The following is a 17996-nucleotide window of genomic DNA, read 5'->3' on the forward strand; positions in this document are numbered from 1 at the left end:
AATTAGGATGACAGTAGGATCAGATGTTAAACAGTGTTTTGCCAGTCTAAAAGGGGTAGAAGCAAGTCTCTCAAGTTTAGCATTACGGACTCTTGATGATGAATCGAAGCGAACTTTGCATGAGGCTATGATGGTAGTACACGAAGTAACAAAAGATTTAAAAAAAAGAGTAGGAGAACTAGAAGGAGAGGAACTTCAGTACAAAGGTTTCTAGAAAAACTATATTTACAGGGGGTGTAAGCAGTGCCTGAATGGTTAGATATAGCTGTACGCTCAGCATTATTTGTTGCTGTTTTATTTTTCATTACAAAATGGTTAGGGAAAAAGCAAATTTCAGAACTATCTTTCTTTGAATATGTCACCGGTATGTCTATTGGAAGTATTGGTGCAGAAGTGGCTACGGGACTTGAACGGAAGATTTTTCACGGAATTATTGGAATTGTCATTTTTGCGGCTATTCCCTTTTTCACTGGTTTAATTTCCTTAAAAAGTAAAGGTTTTCGCAATTTTATAGAAGGAAAAGCAACTGTATTTATCAAAGATGGGAAGATTATGGAAGATAATTTAAAAAAGGAAAGATATACGACAGATGAACTGTTAGAGCTACTTCGCAGGAAGGATGTCTTTCAAGTCTCTGATGTAGAATTTGCTGTTTTAGAGGCAACAGGTGATTTATCTGTGATGCTAAAGAAAGAAAATCAACCTTTAACAGCAAAGGATATAAACTTGAAGGTTGCTTCAATCAAGGAGCCTCAGACCATTATTATGGATGGTACAATAATGGATGAACCACTAGCCACGATTGGACGAAGTCGGGCTTGGCTACAAACTGAATTAGAAAAACTAGGGGTAACGATTGAAAATGTATTTCTGGGACAGGTTAATTCTTACGGAGAGTTAACGATTGATCTGTTTGACGATAAATTACAAGTCGCCCCCCCACAAGAAAGACCCTTAATTCTTTCAACCTTGAAAAAATGTCAAGCAGACTTAGAACTATTTGCTCTTGGAACGGAATCAAAAGACGCCAAACAAATGTATAGGTTAAACAGTGAAAAATTACAAGAAGCCATTGATAAAGTGACCCCTATTTTAAAAGGATAAGGATTTAGCTTAGATTCATACATGACGAAAAAAAGATACCATTTTTAATTGAAATAAGTTTAAAAACCTTAGTCCAATTTCGGACTAAGGTGAATTTTTTTACGAGGTGTTAGAAGTGTCTATTTTTTTAGTTAAAGTTATTTTTATCTATATTGTGTTTATTGTAGCAGTAAATATTTTAGGGAAATCAGCTCTATCCCAACTTACCCCTCATGATTTTGGAGCGATTCTTTTTTATCTTAATCGAAATTTAAAGGAAAGTAGATATCCTTTACCTGAGCTGTTGTCTAATTTAAGAACAACAGGATATCCGGATATTCACGATAATGAATATGCGATTTTGGAAGCAACAGGTGAAATTAGCATTTTTCCAAGAAAAGAATTAGTTCCTATTACTCCAAAAGATTTACATATGAAAGTGGAATACCGCGGATTACCCATAGTCGTTGTCATTGAAGGGAAAGTGCAAAAGCGTAAATTAAAATTTATCAACAAAAATGAAAAGTGGTTAAAGGAAGAACTAAAGGCAAAGTGATATCTTCAAATCAAAGATTTTTTTTATGCTGCTGTTAGAGATACCGATCATTCATTAAACATTAACAAAAAAGATGTTAACGACTAATTTTAAGACGATTTCCTCCCAATATAAATTAATGTTTTCTCTTATTTACTCCTTATTGCATTTACCAATTTCATTTTCCAAATTTATAAAAAATTATACCTATATTTAGGAATTTACCAGATGGTAATTTTCAAAATCACTAAGTCTCTAGTTAGGACAGTGCCCAGATCATTAAGCCTTTCTTGATGTCAGAACTTTCCCAACCTTAATTCTCTTTTTTTCGTTCTTAATATCTTATACAAGTTCTTATAAAGGTAGTCCATAATATATAACAGACAATCCCTTCATATTCCATACGTATACTGGTTACATAGTTTGTACATGATAAGAGAAACAGAAGGAGGGATTCCAGTTGGAGTGGATTTTTTATCTATACCTGTTAAATACGTTCTTTATCTTATTCATAGCAATTTGGGAAGTTCGTCGGCCTGCCAAGGCTTTGAATTGGATAATAATCGTCCTTTTTTTACCTGTCATTGGTTTCTGGCTATATCTTAGCATATCAAACCCTAAGTTTATTCATCGAAAAAGATTGACCTGTTCTAAAAATGAATCTAACAAATTACCTGAGACATTCGGTGCTTCAGCATCGGTAATTACCAATGCTTTACGGCATTTCACTGTGAATGGGCTTCGAATGGGCCAAGTCCAAGTGTTTAACAATGGGATAGCAAAATATGAACAACTTATCGAATCCCTACAAAAAGCCCAAGAAACCATTGATCTGGAATATTTCATCTATCGGAACGACCAAATTGGTAATCGAATCACAGAACTGCTAATCGAAAAAGCATTAAATGGAGTGCAGGTTCGTTTTATGAGAGATAGCTTGGGGAGTTATAAATTCCCGCGTGAAAAAATCCGGCAGATGGTTGAAGCAGGGATAGAATGCAGGACAATATTTCCTCTGCGATTTCCCTGGATTTTGTCCAATTGGAATTATCGGGATCATTGTAAGATTGTGACGATTGACAGAAAGGAATCCTTTACTGGCGGTATGAACGTTGGGTATGAATATACAGGATTAAAGCCAGACGTAGGATTTTGGAGGGACACTCATTTGCAAATTATAGGGGAAGCAACAGGCGACTTGCAGACTATCTTCGACGTTCATTGGAATATCGCTGTACCAGAACGGATAAAGTCAAAAACAAAATCTGAGGCAACGAAAAAGGCCACTAAAATCCCAAAATATAAATCAAAGGAAATCAATCCAACCGGCAGCATAGATCTTTCAAGATGGCCTGCCGAATTCGGATCTGAGTTATGGCCTATAGAAGGTAAAACAGACAATACCCAAACAAAGACAGGAGAATTGCAAAAAGCGTACATCCATACGTTGGAAGGAAACCCTGGAATTCCTACCCCAGTTATTCGTCAAGCTTACTTTATATGTATAACACAGGCGACCAAGACTATTGATATAACAACTCCCTATTTTGTACCAGAAACGGATATTATCATGGCATTAAAGACAGCAGTAACTCGTGGTGTCCGTGTAAGATTGCTGGTTCCTCGCCACAATAATCAAAAAATCGTGGGTCTTGCAAGCCGTACTTATTACGGAGAACTTATAGAAGCTGGAGTTCAAATCTACCAGTACGACAAAGGAATGATACATGCGAAGGTGTTGACCATCGATGAGGAGATTGCTGCCGTAGGCTCAGCAAACTATGATATGAGAAGTTTTCGCCTGAATTATGAGGTGTGTCAAGTCGTGTACAGTGCTGATGTGGCAAGGGAACTCACAGAGCAGTTCGAGAGGGATCTTACTGATTCTGTACCATTAAGAATTGAAGACTTGTTGCAACGATCCCTGACCGAGCGCATTGTTGAACAGGGTGCTCGCGTGCTTTCTCCATTATTATAAGTTGATGTATCCTGTTTTTATTGTTCTATCTTAAATCTAGATTTAACTTTGTTTTTAATATATTTCTGACTTATTTGAAAAAGAACTTCCAACATGGGTTTTTTCTTATTTACGATGGAAATTCATTACTAAAAAACGGTAATACTAAAAAGGCAGCTCAAAGAGTTTGAATTCAAAAATATCTGTTACCTTTTCATTTAAATATAGAGGTGATATCAATAGATAATATATTTGAAAATCTTAAGGAAATACGTTTATTAGAAGATAAGCTCTATCATTTAGAATTAAATAGTTGGCTAAAAAATGAGTTTTTAACTTGGGAATGGTGGATACTAGTCGTTTTTTTAGTTGTGCCTTGGGTTATATGGGCTAAACTTGTTAAACGAGACATTATTTTAGAAATTTTGTTATTTGGTACCATAATTATCTTGACAACAACCTTATTAGATGTAGTTGGTGCACAGTACAGTTTTTGGGATTACCCCATTGCATTCCTACCTTTTATTCCCAGGGCCTTTCCTTTTGATTTTTCAATGGTACCTGTAGCTTACATGTTGTTATATCAATATTTTAGAACATGGAAATCTTTTATTTTAGCCCAGATCATTATGGCACTAACATATGCCTATATAGGTGAACCCTTTTGCGAGTGGGTCAAACTTGTTAATTATTTAGAGTGGAGATACAGATATTCATTCATATATTACATCATTGTTGGAATTGTAACTCGAGCTTTAATACTAAAACTAGCCTCTTTATCTAAACCTCAAGATCTTACAACTAAGTAAAATTTAAATTGGAGGAAAAAACTTTGGAAGAAGTTAATATTGGTTTACTGACGATCAAAGTCATCGTTGGTTTTGCCACTTTATTTTTTATCATTATCATAACAGGCAGAACATCCATCTATCAGTTAACCCCGTTTCACTTAGTTTTTGTGTTAGTACTTGGAGATTTTTTAGGAAATACCATTTATGAAGATAAGGTAGGGATTTTTCATTTTTTATATGCCATCGGATTGTGGACGTTTCTTATGTTGGGAATAGAGTTTATGACTCTAAAAAATAAATCGACACGTTCTCTCTTATTAGGCAATCCTAACATCATCATTCGAGATGGTGTTATGGACAGAAAGTTACTTACAAAGAACAAATTGGATGTAAATCAAGTATTGAGTATACTCCGTCAAAATAATGTCTTTTCAGTTCGCGAAGTCAAATACGGTATATTGGAAGCTAATGGGCAAATAAGTTTATTATTAAAATCCAAGTATCAAAAACCAGACAAGCAAGATCTCAATCTTCCAGAAAGTCCAGTAGACCTCCCAACATCGTTAATTATAGATGGGGAAATTTTATGGGATAATTTACATGAACTCGGATTTGATCAACAGTGGTTAGATAACCAATTAACTACCAATGGATATGATAATGTAAAGCGTATACTTTACGCAGATTGGCGAGAGAGTGAAGGCATACATGTAAGTCCTAAATAAAATTTGTTAGGATAAGAGCACATCAATTTTCTTGGTGAATATAAACTTTAGTCTTCAACAATCAGGCGCTTTAATGAAGTAACTAAAGCCTAATTTTTCACTTATAACACCGAGAAATTAGACTTTTTATATTTTGGTTTCCTTAACGTTGTAAATCCGCATTTTCCTGACGCTACCCCTAAATGGAGCCCTTTAGCACCATTACAATATGAGACAAATGAAAACGGAGTGGTACCAGGAAAAAGGTGGGAAGATGGGAGCGGTGAATATACTCCCAGTATGGATACAAGAATTTTTCAGTTGAGAATAACAGGGCTAACAGACAATTTAATAGATGACTTAATAAGTAGAGAACGGTTTACTTATAGCAGAGAAGACTATGTGCAAATAAAGCATTCTGATTTTGATCTGTTAATAGTGCATGAGGATCCGGAATTTAGTTTGAAAGAAGTATTTGCTTCTAGAGGAAATATCGTCATGTATGTACGGTATTGGGGATATGCAGATGTAAATACTTTAATAGAAAATGTAGACGGGAAAATAGCTTTGATGCTTGATTAATTAAAAATAAGGAGAATGCAAAATGAATAGGTGATTTTCTAACGAAATTACATAGTATTCATTTATTAGAATTAGAGGGAACAAATCTAACAACCATCCACACATTAACGTATTGGAAAGACTTATACGGTAACATTAAGAAAGAATTATTTCCTTTTTTAAGCAACCAACAACAAGAACAAATTAGCCATATATTTGATGATTTCCTAGATGATTATCCAGATTCACTTAATAAAAAAGTAGTTATTCATGGTGACTTAACCATATCAAACATAATTTATCAGGAACGAAAGGAGAGGATAACTGGTGTCATCGATTTTACTGATGCTCAAATAGGAGATCCCGCCTTTGATTTTGCAGGAATCTATTGGTCGTTTGGCCCAAAGTTTACAAGAGATGTATTAGCTCATTATCAATCTACGGAGCCATCGGAATCATTGTTTGACAGAGTTAGTAAATTTTACGGATTACAACCAGTTTTTCATAATTTACTTTATGCCATTAGCAATAAACAAAATATAGACTGGAACTCAGCGTTAGCAAGATTTTCATTTCTTTATCATTACACATTTGAAAAGGAGAAGAAACAATAAAAGAATAATGGATATCGTATCTGATAAAATAAATGGGCAAACGAGATGAAAGATCAACTTGTTTGCCCACTTATTAGTTTTACGGGAATTTCATAACGATCCTCTTGATTATTGTCTCCTTCTATCTTCTGTATAAGTAGTTCTACACAAAGTTTAGCTAATTCTCCGAGAGGCTGTTTGACAGTAGTTAGTTTAGGAAAATAGTTTTCAATAAAAGAGGTTCCATCATAACCAACAAGTTTAAAGTCTTTAGGTGCTGATAAACCAAGTTTTTCCGCTTCATTTATAACTAAAAGAGCTTTCATGTCATCTGAGCAAAAGATTCCTTCTGGCTGTTCTGACTTAAGCATTTTAGATATCTCTACTGATTTTCTTAAGGGAGTAAAGCTTCCGTTTATTGAAATTACTTTGGGATCTAAACCAGCTTTATTCATCTCATCTAAATACCCTTTAGTACGCAAGTGGGTTGGCGATTTAATATCATTGCTTCCCGTTAACATGATTATTTTTTGAATACCGTGGTTTATTAAAGAACGAGTAGCTAAAACACCACCTTGATAATTGTCACTGCTCACAATCGGTATACTTGATGCAAGAAAACGGTCAAAACTAATAATAGGTGCCTTGATATTTGTATAATCATCATGGTTTAGATTATGAGCACCAGCAATTATTCCTTCCACTTGATTTGCTTGGAGCATCTGAATATATTCACGTTCTTTATCCGAATTATGTTCACTATTGCATTGAATTGTCTTATATCCCATATTAAACAGCTCTCGCTCTAAGTGATCGATTAGTTCTGCATAAAACACATTATTCAAGGCAGGGAAGATTAATCCTACTAGTTTTGTGGACTTCCCTTGTAAACTGCGCGCTAGATTATTGGGATGATAATGAAGCTCTTTCATCGCTTCATGAACTTTAGCTATTGTTTTTTCTGAAAGATAGCCTTTTTTATTGATAACACGGCTTACCGTTGTAGGACTCACTCCAGCTAACTTGGCTACATCGGTTAATTTTGCAACCATTTTATTCTACCTCTTCTGATTATTTAGTCTCCATAGTTTTCCGCTGAGATCTATTTTAGAATGAAGGTAAACAAATGTTTGTGATTCATCTGGAAAAACACGCCCAGAAATAACCCGTTCACCCTCATTTACAAAGCACTCAAAAACAGAAGTATCAGCAAATAGATTTATTTTCATTTCTTCCTTTTTGGTAACAAACGCTTCTCGTTTAAAGCCATATTCTTCTCCAAAGCGCTCGCCTGCAAATTCTCTATCTACAGAAACTTTACCATTTACTGAATCGAGTGTAAAGGCTAAATAGCGGGTTTCATCAGCATTTGAAAAGAGTTTTAGTTCGACGATTTCATTTTTGGGTATCGTCAATTCTAATTCAAAACGATTGGTTTTTGTGTCAAGTGAACGATGAAATATATGCTCTATTTGACGCAAACTTTTTGTTTCATCTACTGGATATTGTTTCAGTTTACCATTATGCAAGGTCAGTTCTTTCACTAAACTCAACATACCTTGATAGCCTTCCTTATCAGTCGGATAGCTTATTTCTGGTAAACCAATCCAACTAACAGACAGAGCTCTCCCATCAGGTGCATTAAATGCCTGTGTTGCATAGACTTCAAAGCCTTCATCTAGATTTTGCAGACTTGTAGCATTGGTAATTGCTGCATTAGTAGGCTCAAATGTTTCTCCAATAATGTACATATTCGGATAGATATTTTCGTATGGGTGTATTGATTGTGATAACCCTTGTGGACAGAAAAGTAAGACAGGAACCTCCTTAATAAAAATAAGGGTAGGGCATTCAATCATAAAACCGAGCTCAGAACGAGAAAAAGTCAATTCCCCAATTAAGTTCCAGTTCTTTATATTATTTGATAATGCTTTATAGAGAAAAATAGCTCCTGTTTTATCTGATTGTTTCTGTGCACCAATAATCATATAGAATTGATTTTGATAACGAAAGATTTGGGGATCTCTAAAATGATCTGTTGTTTCTTCCGGCTGGTTAACTAATGGATTGTCAAATTTTTCGATAGTTCCGTCTGTATACATAAAAGCACCATTTTGAAAGGTAAAACGATTCCAATTATCATCTCTAACATTGCCTGTGTAAAATAGGAATAGCTTTTCCTCATCGATTGGATAAGCTGAGCCAGAATATACTCCATGAGAGTCATAATTATTGTCAGATTGTAGGGCAATCCCTTTTTCTTCCCAATGAATGAGATCTTCACTTTCTAAGTGATACCAACTTTTTAGGCCATGAGCAGCCCCGAATGGGTAGTATTGAAAAAATAGCTGCCATTTGCCATTAAAGAAAGAGAAGCCATTCGGATCATTTAATAGTCCAGTTTTTGGCTCAATATGATAGCCAGTTCGCCATTTAGAACTGGCTACTGAATTTGTTAAAGCTACCACATATTCATCATCCCATTCAGAATAAGGTTTATATCTAAGTTCCCGTGTCCATTTGCTAATAATTTCTGTCATGTAAGTTAAACTCCTCCGTTATAAATCCTTAGGTTACTTAATGGAATTTTAAAACGCCTCTAAATATATGTCAAACGTTTTCCTTGTTTTATAACAATATTTAAGAGTATTTATAAAAAAATATTCAAATATATGATAAACGTTTGACACAAAATAAAAATGGTGTTAAGTTTATCGTGCAAAAGGTTTTGAAAGCGATTTAATAGAAAGGGGAATTCACATGAAACACAGAGAAGTGGCAGAACGGATAGCAAAAGCTTTAGGGGAAAACAACTTAATTGCTGCTACACACTGCGCAACAAGACTACGCTTAGTTGTTAAAGATACGAAGCAGATCGATCAAATCTCTTTGGATGAGGATCCTGATTTAAAGGGAACTTTTAAAGCAAATGGCCAATACCAAATCATCGTCGGTCCTGGTGATGTAAATGTTGTTTATAAAGAATTAATTACTATCACAGGTGTTGGCGAAGCTACAAAAGAAGAGTTGAAAGAGGTTACGGAGAAAAAAGAAACCAATCCTGTAATGAAACTAGTAAAGCTATTATCTGATATCTTCGTACCGCTAATACCTGCTTTAGTAGCTGGTGGTTTATTGATGGCTTTAAATAATGTTTTAACTGGACAAGGTTTGTTTGGTCCACAATCGATTGTAGAGATGATACCAGGTATACAAGGTTTTGCAGATATTGTTAACTTAATGGCTTCAGCTCCCTTTGCCTTCTTGCCTATTTTAATTGGTTTTTCCGCAACAAAACGTTTTGGAGGAAATCCTTACCTTGGTGCAGCAGCAGGTATGATGCTTGTTATGCCTAATTTAGTAAATGGTTATGGCGTAGCAGAGGCATTAGCTACGGGACAGATGCCATATTGGGATGTCTTTGGCTTGCAAATTGCTCAAGCGGGTTATCAAGGTCAAGTATTGCCGGTAATTGGAGTTGCTTGGATTTTGGCAACACTTGAAAAGTTCTTCCATAAACATTTAAACAATGCAATCGATTTTACTTTTACACCATTATTATCCGTGATTATTACAGGATTTGTTACATTCGCATTTGTTGGACCTTTATTACGTGGTGTTTCAAATCAATTAACAGATGGGTTGCTCTGGTTAATCGATACGCTTGGTGGAGTAGGGTATGGATTATTTGGTTTGGGTTATTCTGCAGTTGTATTAACAGGCTTGCATCAATCCTTCCCAGCAATTGAGACACAACTACTTGCAGATATTGCCAAAACAGGCGGAAGTTTTCTTTTTCCGATAGCTTCTGCTGCTAACGTAGCACAAGGAGCGGCATGTTTAGCTATTTTCTTTATATCAAAAAATCAAAAACAAAAAGGGCTAGCATCATCAGCATCTTTTTCAGCTATGTTAGGTATAACTGAACCCGCGATGTTTGGGATTAACTTAAAATTGAAATTCCCATTTTTTATTGCTTTGGTTGCAGCTGGTATAGGAGCAGCATTCATGGGCTTTACAGGAGTACGTAATGTATCTTTAGGTCCTGCAGGATTAATTGGTTTCATTGCAATAGCTCCAAAATCAATTCCAATGTTTATGGTTGGAATATTAATTAGTTTTATACTCGCATTCGTAGCAACAATGATTTATGGGCGAAATAAATTAAAAGTTTCATCTATTAATACTGGAAGTACCAGTACAACAGAAAGAAGCACTACTCCTGTTACTAATATAGCAACAAACGAAGAAATCGCTGCTCCGGTTGAGGGGAAGGCTATTGATTTAGCTACTGTAAATGATCCAGTTTTCGCTTCAGGCGCAATGGGAAAAGGAATTGCTATTATCCCTCGAATCGGCAAAATATATGCCCCAGCTGAAGGTATTCTAACTGTTACAAACGATTCCAAACATGCTTATGGCATTCAAACGGAAAAGGGAGCAGAGATTCTTTTGCATATCGGGATAGACACAGTAAAATTAGCAGGGGAAGGGTTCAAAACCTATGTTAAGCAAGGTCAGAAGTTAAAGAAAGGGGACTTGCTTGGCGAATTTGATATCGAGAAGATTCACGAAGCCGGTTTTGATTCTACTGTGATGATAATTGTCACGAATTCCAAAGCTTATGAAGAGGTTAAAAGCATGGTCGATGCAGAACTGACTGTTGGAGAAAAAGCAATCACGTTAATCCCATCAGTAAACAAATAACCTTAAGTAATCTATGTACTAGATTATAAGAAACCAATTGAGATAGAAAGAAACAACTTGTTTATAGGAGGTATTAATTTGCCTATTTTTCTTGAAAAAGATGGAAAAACACTCCATCTACAAAACGAAATATTGAGTTATGTGATTTCAATAGAAAAAGAAAAATACGTCACCCATCGTTATTGGGGTAGAAGATTAGAAAGTTTTAATGGCAGCACCCAGCTTCAAATGATTGATCGTGGTTTTGCAACTAATCCAATTCCTGATGAGAGAGTGTTTAGCTTAAATGCACTACCTCTGGAAACAAGTACGCAACAAAGCGGTGATCACCGAATCTCGAATTATACAATACGTTCTCATACGAATCATACACGAACAGATTTTTCTTATAAGAAATTCGAAATTCAAACTGGGAAAAAGCGCATAGAGGGGTTACCCACATTAGAAGGCAAAGATTCAGAAGTTACTACACTGACTATTACCCTTTATGATGATATTCAGAAGTTGGAAATGAAGCTTTTCTATCATCTTTATGAACAACTACCTGTAATAACACGACATGTAACATTCTTAAATTACGGTAATCAAGAAGTATTCCTTGACAATGCAGGAAGTCTTCAAGTAGATATCGCGTCAACTACTTTTGATTTGTTAACTCTTTACGGGTCCCATACGAATGAGGCAAACATTAGCAGAAGGAGATTGCATAATGGTATTCAAAAAATAGAAAGTACTCGTGGTGTAAGTAGTCCACAACATCAACCATTTTTAGCACTTTTAAACCCAAATACAGATGAATTTAGTGGAGAAGCACGTGCATTTCATCTCATTTATAGTGGGAATTTTCAAGCACAAGTAGAAGTAGAACAATATGGTTCATCACGAGTACAGCTCGGCATAAATGCAGAAGGATTTTCATGGAAGCTTTCACCTGGAGGTAAATTTGAAACACCAGAAGCTGTGATGGTTTATTCTAATCAGGGATTAAATCATATGAGCAACACTTTTCATAAACTCTATCAAGAACATCTATGTCCAAAGCCCTTTCGAAATCGCGAACGACCGATTCTATTAAATACGTGGGAAGCTAATTACTTTGATATATCAGAAGAAAAATGTGAAAAATTAGCTGAATTAGCATCACAGGTCGGCATGGAAATGTTTGTTTTAGATGATGGGTGGTTCGGCAACAGAATGGATGATACTTCCTCGCTTGGAGATTGGAAGGAGAATAAGGAAAAGTTACCGAACGGAATAGCTGGCTTAGCTGAGATGGTGAGAAATAAAGGAATGAAATTTGGTTTATGGTTTGAACCAGAAATGATTTCAAGAAATAGCGAACTATTTAAAGCAAACTCTGATTGGGTTATACATAGCCCTGCATATTCACCTTTAGAAGGAAGAAGACAGCTAGTCCTAGATTTATCAAATCGTGAAGTGCAAGACTTTTTAATAAATGTATTAACAGAACATTTAGAAACAGGCAAAATTGATTATATTAAATGGGATATGAACCGTCATTTAACCGATATTGGGAGTGCAGCCTTCCCTAAAGATCAACAAGGAGAGATAAGTCATCGATATATACTTGGCTTATATCGAATTCTCGAGAAGCTAGTGAAACAATTTCCCAATGTACTATTTGAAAATTGTTCAAGTGGAGGGGGAAGATTTGATCCTGGAATGATGTATTACATGGCCCAAAATTGGACGAGCGATAATACAGATGCCTTATGTAGGACAAAAATCCAATATGGATACAGTTTGCTTTATCCTCCCATTATGATGGCCGCACATGTTTCACCTGTACCGAATCATCAAGTAGGAAGGATAACCTCTCTTGAAACTAGAGGTTTAGTAGCAATGAGTGCCAATTTTGGTTATGAACTTAACTTAATGGATGTATCAAAAGAGGAACTCACAGAAATAGAAAACCAAATATCCTTTTATAAACAGCATAGAAAACTATTTCAATTTGGGGAATTTTATCGATTAAAGTCCCCAGGAGAATATTTTGAAACGGCTTGGATGTTTAAAAATGAGGAAGAAGCAATAGTCATTTATTTTAACGGAGTAGCTCGTCCTGCTGTACCAGTAAACTATTTACCTGTTAATTATCTAGATGATTATGCAACATATAAGGAAATGGACACTGGTAGAATGTATTCTGGTAGTGAACTTAATTATGCTGGTGTAACTATTCCTCGAGTGAAAGAAGATTATAAAACCTTAATTTATCATTTTATCAAAGTTAATAGGTAAAACAATTCATATGAGACTGGGACAAGACCTCCTCTGAGATGAAAAAGCCGGTGGAATTTTACTCTTCGTAGGATTCCACCGGCTTTCATTATTTGATCATTGATCATTATCCTTGAAGATATCATCTTCATTACTTACCGTTACAACTTGAATATTATCTTAATTAGTAATATACTTAAAAATAAAGTATCTTAGTTACTAAAGTATTTATAAAGGAAGGTCCATTGTATGAACATCTTTGAAAATTTATTAACTTCATTAAAAAGAGCAAGTGAAGTAAGTGTTTCAATTATGAAGCCTAGAGATGAAGGAGTGATTACCCATAACTTAATGATATTTCTTTTTATGATTCAAAATAAAGGTGAAATTAGAACAAGGGAAATATCAGAGCATTTTGGTGTGACATCAGGTGCTGCAACTGGCATTGCTGATAAGCTTGAAAACTTAGGATTAATTGAAAGGAACCGAAGTAAAATAGACCGAAGAGTTGTCACTTTAGTTTTATCTGAAAAAGGAAAAAAACTTGTACAAAGCAAAAAAAGAGAGCATGTTGAGTTGTATCAATACATTTTGCATGATTTTTCTGAAGAAGAGCTATTAAACACAATACGCATGTTAAATAAGATCTCAGATAGAATAGATAGTTATAACAACAGGGGAGATATATGATGAAGATTTTAGTAACAGGTTTTACGGGAAAAGTTGGATTACAGGTTGCTAACTATTTAAAAGACATAGATATACCAATATTATGTGGGGTTCGAAATGTTGAAAGAGCTAGAGCTAAGTTTGGTGATATATATGAATACGTTAGTCTTGATTTTTCAGATCCAACTACATTTGATGGGGCTCTTGAAAATATTGACCGCATTTTTTTAATGTACCCACCTGGTGAAAACCTTCCATTCGCTACTTTTTTAGAAAAGGCAAAGGATAAAGAGATTAAACACATTACCTATTTATCGTTAAAAGACGTCCAATTCATGCCATTTATCCACCATTACAAAATGGAAAAGCTAATAAAAAGCTATAACATACCTTATACATTTGTTCGCGCCGGATATTTTATGCAAAATTTAAATGATTTTCTTTGTAAGGAAATTAAAGAAAGACAACGTATCTTTGTTCCAGCAGGTAAAGGGAAAACAAGCTTTATTGATACTAGAGATCTTGCTGAAATCTCTGCTTTAACGCTAGTTAATGAAGGAAAGCATAAAAACCAAATTTATGCCGTAACAGGGAATGAAGCTCTCGACTTTTTTGATGTTGCAAGTATAATGACCGAAGTGCTTGGAGTAAAAATTCAATATACAAACCCATCAGTCAAAGAATTTAGGGAATATATGAAGAAAATAGGTGAAGATGAAGGATTTGTAAATGTTGTCGTTGGTGTTCATATGCCGACAAAACTTGGCCTTGCAAAAGGAATTAAGCATGATTATGAAAAAGTAACAGGCAAAACGCCTACAAATATTAGAAAATATATAGAGGATTTTAAAGAGAGTTGGATCTAAGGATTAACAGCAAACACAAGAAATATTCATTATTATAGGAGGATTACCATTTTGTGGAGATTAGTAAACGGAAAATTGATTCAAGAAACAGATCAAACAAGGATTAAATTCAGAACTAATATTAGTAAAGAAATCATTAATAAATTAAATCGAATGTCTGAAGAATACGATACACATATTAATTATTTAATTGAAAACGGACTTAAAAATTTATTAACAACCGGAATTGTAGAATTCTCTAAGGAATCTAGACCAAAAGATCGTGTTCAGTATAAAACAACTTATGATAAGCAATTGCTTGAAGATGCAAAACAATTTGCAAAATCACACCAATTATATATGAATGATATCATTGAATATAGTACGAAATTTATTGATTTAACTAATATTAAAGATAAACAGTATAAGAATAGAGTAGAGAGAATGTAGTTTTACTATATTCTTATATTTATTATAACGCCCCAAACATAATATATATTATACACAGCAATTTAAAACTCGCTAAATCACATCTCATATTAAAGTATACTTTAGATAGTGAGACAAAATTAAATTTTTTTTATTATTAACCTTCACCTTCAATTAAAAATACAACAACCGAAAATCATCATTGTGACAATGTTTTTCGGTTGTTGTAGAAATTCATTATTAAAATTAAAGTATTTCTTTTTCATCGGTATCAGCAATTAAATTCTGATAAAAAGTTGCATTAGATGCATAAACATATGGAGTTAACCATAAAAAACCTATCCCTAATGAAATTAGACATAAAATGCCCCAACCAATAAAGCTTAAATTTAATAAGAAATATTTCCACTTGTATCCATGCATTCTTCTTCTGCTTTCTGTAATTGCTTCGAAAATCGAATATTCTGGATGATCTTTTAATAACATAAAAGTTTGTGAATATGCTAGACCTTTAATAATTCCAGGAATTATTAATAATAAGGACCATAAAAAAGTAAAAATACCTACCATGATAGACGCACCTATCACTTTTAACATTACCTTTACGTCTGTATAAATAGTGAAAACTTGTGAAATCTCCGCATTTTTTTCTCTAACAAGATCTAGATAAAACCATACTATTGCTATAGATAAAGGTATTAATATAACACTAATAATGGCAGTTAATATCGATGCAAGTGGTGGTGTGTATTCTTGATTTAACCAGTTTATGAATCCGCCACTAGCATATATTTCAATCGAGAGATTTATACCAGCACTTAAAACAAGATATAAGAAAGTAAGTCCTACTACCTTTCCCCATTCTCCTTTCAATGATTGTCTTGCATCATACTTAATTTCTGAAATCTTCAATTTGTATCCTCCTTTATATTACTCCTTATCATTATAACTATTTTTTTGTAATAATAAAGAATTATTTGATAAATACCCCAAAATTTCCATGTTTAAAACTAATTAGTTTTATGCCTCTACTAGTTTCTAACTATCCTGGATATTAGAATCGTTATTTTTAAATCCTGCTTTTCAAATAATTAATAAGACAAGTGATTATTTCTCACTCAGCGTTAAATCCAATCTTATCCATTAAATTTAAATTCTTCTCTCACCTCCCTCCTAACTTTTCTTATCAGCTAAAAGATTTTAGAAATAATACATAGTTTTATAAATATAAAGCATTTACATTGTTAGGTAATGAAATGATATGATAGAAAATGAATAGAAAATACAGCATTTTATTATTAAGGAGGAAACATACATTGAATATACACATTAGCAATGCTGCGTTAACATGGTTTAAGGATGAAGTTGGTTTACAAGCGGGAAGTCATGTGCGCTTTTATCCGATGATATATGGAAATAGTCCAGTTCAAGAGAACTTTTCATTAGGATTTTCTATAGAGGCTCCAGTTGATGCGATATCTAGTGTCACAGTAGAAGAGATTCAGTTCTATGTTGAAGAAACAGATGTTTGGTTTTTTAATGGCCATGACTTATATGTGGAGTATAACGAAACAATGGATGAAGTAGAATATCAATATAAAATGCCGAAATAAGCTTGCTTGGATTATCTTTCAATAAACTCTCCTGGCTGTAAAGTCGGGATATTTGCTAGTTCTACCGTTTCTGGATATTTTATTCCTGCACCAGTATTTAAACAAACGACGACTTCCTCTTCCTTTATCCACCCTTCTTTTCTTAACTTTTCAGCAGCGGCAAAGGTTGCCGCACCTTCTGGACAGATAAAATTACCTTCAAGCTCAGCAACTAGTTTTTGTGCAGTAAGTAATTCGGTTTCTGAAACAGCAATCGCGCAGCCATTTGTATGATATAAGCTTTCTAGCACAAGGAAATCTCCTAAAGCTTTTGGTACATTTATTCCAAAAGCACAGGTCTCTGAGTTTTCAAAAAAAGCAGATTCTGTCTCGCCATTTTTCCAAGCTTCCACAATAGGGGAACACCCTTCCGCTTGAACAGCTACAAGTCTAGGAAGTTTATTATCTGAAATCCAGCCGAGCTCTTGCATTTCTTTTAAAGCTTTGTAAATGCCAATAATACCGACACCTCCACCAGTTGGATATAAAATAACATCAGGTACATTCCAACCAAATTGTTCTACAATCTCATAACCCATTGTTTTCTTTCCTTCGATACGGTAAGGCTCTTTCAAGGTAGAAGCATCATATACCCCTTTATCTGCGACTAATTTGCCGACGATTTTGCCAGCATCACTAATAAGTCCATCGACTAAATGCAAATCTCCTCCAGAAATAAACACTTCTTTTCTAGTTATTGCAGGTGCGTCTACAGGCATAACAATGGTTGCTTTAATGTTTGCCTTTGCTGCATAAAGGGCCCATGCAGCGCCAGCATTTCCATTTGTCGGCATGGCAAGTTGTTTAACCCCGAGCTCTTTCGCTTTGGAAATTCCTACACTTGCCCCTCTTGTTTTAAAAGAACCAGTTGGAATAATCCCTTCATCCTTTATGTATAAATTAGATAGCTGATAATGCTTTCCTAATTGGGGCATTTTTTCTAACGGCGTCCATCCTTCTCCTAATGTAACTATATTCTCTTTTGCACTAACTGGTAAAAGTTCATGATAGCGCCACAAACTAGTTGGTCGTCTTCCGATGCTTTCCTTCGAAACATGCTCCTTTACTTTCTCTAAATCATAACGAACTAACAAAGGAGAGCCACAGGCGCAAAGCTGCTGAACCTCTGTCACCTCTAACACAGCCTGGCATTTTGGACATTCTAAATGTGAAACATAGCTATAAGACATCGTTTTCCTCCAATATAAAATTATTCATTACACATTTAC

General features: G+C 34.6%; 17 protein-coding genes and 1 pseudogene. 14 read left to right on the forward strand and 4 right to left on the reverse strand.

Annotated features, from left to right (window positions below; translation table 11 throughout):
• The first annotated feature begins 7 nt into the window (after positions 1–7).
• From HHU08_RS13010 to HHU08_RS25965, 8 genes and pseudogenes are all read left to right on the forward strand, one after another.
• Positions 8–214 carry a DUF1657 domain-containing protein gene (locus HHU08_RS13010; protein ID WP_009336483.1) on the forward strand — a complete coding sequence of 69 codons (207 nt, stop codon included), beginning with the start codon at positions 8–10 and terminating at the stop codon, positions 212–214.
• Positions 215–243: 29 nt separating this feature from the next.
• Positions 244–1104, forward strand: coding sequence for a DUF421 domain-containing protein (locus tag HHU08_RS13015; protein WP_169188631.1), 861 nt, complete (start codon positions 244–246; stop codon positions 1102–1104).
• 115 nt (positions 1105–1219) lie between these two features.
• Positions 1220–1726, forward strand: a pseudogene (locus HHU08_RS13020) (DUF421 domain-containing protein).
• Between the two features lie 352 nt (positions 1727–2078).
• Positions 2079–3596: a phospholipase D-like domain-containing protein gene (locus HHU08_RS13025; RefSeq protein ID WP_169188632.1), complete on the forward strand. Its 1518-nt coding sequence runs from the start codon at positions 2079–2081 to the stop codon at positions 3594–3596.
• Between the two features lie 209 nt (positions 3597–3805).
• Positions 3806–4384 carry a CBO0543 family protein gene (locus HHU08_RS13030; RefSeq protein WP_169188633.1) on the forward strand — a complete coding sequence of 193 codons (579 nt, stop codon included), beginning with the start codon at positions 3806–3808 and terminating at the stop codon, positions 4382–4384.
• Positions 4385–4407: 23 nt separating this feature from the next.
• Positions 4408–5091, forward strand: a complete 684-nt coding sequence (locus tag HHU08_RS13035; protein ID WP_097159208.1) for a DUF421 domain-containing protein — start codon at positions 4408–4410, stop codon at positions 5089–5091.
• 279 nt (positions 5092–5370) lie between these two features.
• Positions 5371–5652 carry a hypothetical protein gene (locus HHU08_RS13040; protein WP_205835613.1) on the forward strand — a complete coding sequence of 94 codons (282 nt, stop codon included), beginning with the start codon at positions 5371–5373 and terminating at the stop codon, positions 5650–5652.
• 26 nt (positions 5653–5678) lie between these two features.
• Complete coding sequence (locus tag HHU08_RS25965; protein WP_169189679.1) at positions 5679–6245, forward strand: aminoglycoside phosphotransferase family protein; 567 nt, start codon at positions 5679–5681, stop codon at positions 6243–6245.
• Between the two features lie 53 nt (positions 6246–6298).
• On the opposite strand, the gene HHU08_RS13050 is transcribed toward HHU08_RS25965, so the two are convergent.
• Both HHU08_RS13050 and HHU08_RS13055 read right to left on the reverse strand, forming a co-directional pair.
• A complete protein-coding gene (locus HHU08_RS13050; RefSeq protein ID WP_169188634.1) occupies positions 6299–7276 on the reverse strand; it encodes a LacI family DNA-binding transcriptional regulator in 978 nt (325 codons plus the stop codon).
• Between the two features lie 6 nt (positions 7277–7282).
• Positions 7283–8764: a sucrose-6-phosphate hydrolase gene (locus HHU08_RS13055; RefSeq protein WP_101731133.1), complete on the reverse strand. Its 1482-nt coding sequence runs from the start codon at positions 8762–8764 to the stop codon at positions 7283–7285.
• A 220-nt stretch (positions 8765–8984) separates the two neighbouring features.
• On the opposite strand from HHU08_RS13055, the gene HHU08_RS13060 reads away from it, so the two are divergent.
• The 5 genes from HHU08_RS13060 (at position 8985) to HHU08_RS13080 (ending at position 15136) form a co-directional block, all read left to right on the forward strand.
• A complete protein-coding gene (locus tag HHU08_RS13060) occupies positions 8985–10931 on the forward strand; it encodes a sucrose-specific PTS transporter subunit IIBC (RefSeq protein WP_169188635.1) in 1947 nt (648 codons plus the stop codon).
• A 78-nt stretch (positions 10932–11009) separates the two neighbouring features.
• Positions 11010–13193 (forward strand): alpha-galactosidase, encoded by a 2184-nt coding sequence (locus HHU08_RS13065; protein ID WP_169188636.1) that lies wholly within the window; start codon positions 11010–11012, stop codon positions 13191–13193.
• A gap of 228 nt (positions 13194–13421) precedes the next feature.
• Positions 13422–13862 carry a MarR family winged helix-turn-helix transcriptional regulator gene (locus HHU08_RS13070; RefSeq protein ID WP_016203686.1) on the forward strand — a complete coding sequence of 147 codons (441 nt, stop codon included), beginning with the start codon at positions 13422–13424 and terminating at the stop codon, positions 13860–13862.
• Complete coding sequence (locus HHU08_RS13075) at positions 13862–14707, forward strand: SDR family oxidoreductase (RefSeq protein ID WP_016203685.1); 846 nt, start codon at positions 13862–13864, stop codon at positions 14705–14707. The genes HHU08_RS13070 and HHU08_RS13075 overlap by 1 nt, the downstream gene beginning before the upstream one ends.
• A gap of 51 nt (positions 14708–14758) precedes the next feature.
• Positions 14759–15136: a hypothetical protein gene (locus tag HHU08_RS13080; protein ID WP_016203684.1), complete on the forward strand. Its 378-nt coding sequence runs from the start codon at positions 14759–14761 to the stop codon at positions 15134–15136.
• A 225-nt stretch (positions 15137–15361) separates the two neighbouring features.
• On the opposite strand, the gene HHU08_RS13085 is transcribed toward HHU08_RS13080, so the two are convergent.
• Positions 15362–16027 carry a DUF975 family protein gene (locus HHU08_RS13085; protein ID WP_101731130.1) on the reverse strand — a complete coding sequence of 222 codons (666 nt, stop codon included), beginning with the start codon at positions 16025–16027 and terminating at the stop codon, positions 15362–15364.
• A gap of 404 nt (positions 16028–16431) precedes the next feature.
• On the opposite strand from HHU08_RS13085, the gene HHU08_RS13090 reads away from it, so the two are divergent.
• Positions 16432–16728 carry a HesB/YadR/YfhF family protein gene (locus tag HHU08_RS13090; RefSeq protein ID WP_101731129.1) on the forward strand — a complete coding sequence of 99 codons (297 nt, stop codon included), beginning with the start codon at positions 16432–16434 and terminating at the stop codon, positions 16726–16728.
• 11 nt (positions 16729–16739) lie between these two features.
• On the opposite strand, the gene HHU08_RS13095 is transcribed toward HHU08_RS13090, so the two are convergent.
• Complete coding sequence (locus tag HHU08_RS13095) at positions 16740–17957, reverse strand: threonine synthase (RefSeq protein WP_169188637.1); 1218 nt, start codon at positions 17955–17957, stop codon at positions 16740–16742.
• Between the last annotated feature and the right edge of the window lie 39 nt (positions 17958–17996).

It is taken from the genome of Niallia alba (genome assembly GCF_012933555.1).
Lineage (GTDB): Bacteria > Bacillota > Bacilli > Bacillales > Cytobacillaceae > Niallia > Niallia alba.

Excerpts from the sequence above, each read along its gene's own strand:
- HHU08_RS13095 (WP_169188637.1), bottom strand. The coding sequence starts at position 17,957 with ATGTCTTATAGCTATGTTTCACATTTAGAATGTCCAAAATGCCAGGCT.
- HHU08_RS13010 (WP_009336483.1), top strand. The coding sequence starts at position 8 with ATGACAGTAGGATCAGATGTTAAACAGTGTTTTGCCAGTCTAAAAGGG.
- HHU08_RS13040 (WP_205835613.1), top strand. The coding sequence starts at position 5,371 with ATGGATACAAGAATTTTTCAGTTGAGAATAACAGGGCTAACAGACAAT.
- HHU08_RS13075 (WP_016203685.1), top strand. The coding sequence starts at position 13,862 with ATGAAGATTTTAGTAACAGGTTTTACGGGAAAAGTTGGATTACAGGTT.
- HHU08_RS13055 (WP_101731133.1), bottom strand. The coding sequence starts at position 8,764 with ATGACAGAAATTATTAGCAAATGGACACGGGAACTTAGATATAAACCT.
- HHU08_RS13050 (WP_169188634.1), bottom strand. The coding sequence starts at position 7,276 with ATGGTTGCAAAATTAACCGATGTAGCCAAGTTAGCTGGAGTGAGTCCT.
- HHU08_RS13060 (WP_169188635.1), top strand. The coding sequence starts at position 8,985 with ATGAAACACAGAGAAGTGGCAGAACGGATAGCAAAAGCTTTAGGGGAA.
- HHU08_RS13070 (WP_016203686.1), top strand. The coding sequence starts at position 13,422 with ATGAACATCTTTGAAAATTTATTAACTTCATTAAAAAGAGCAAGTGAA.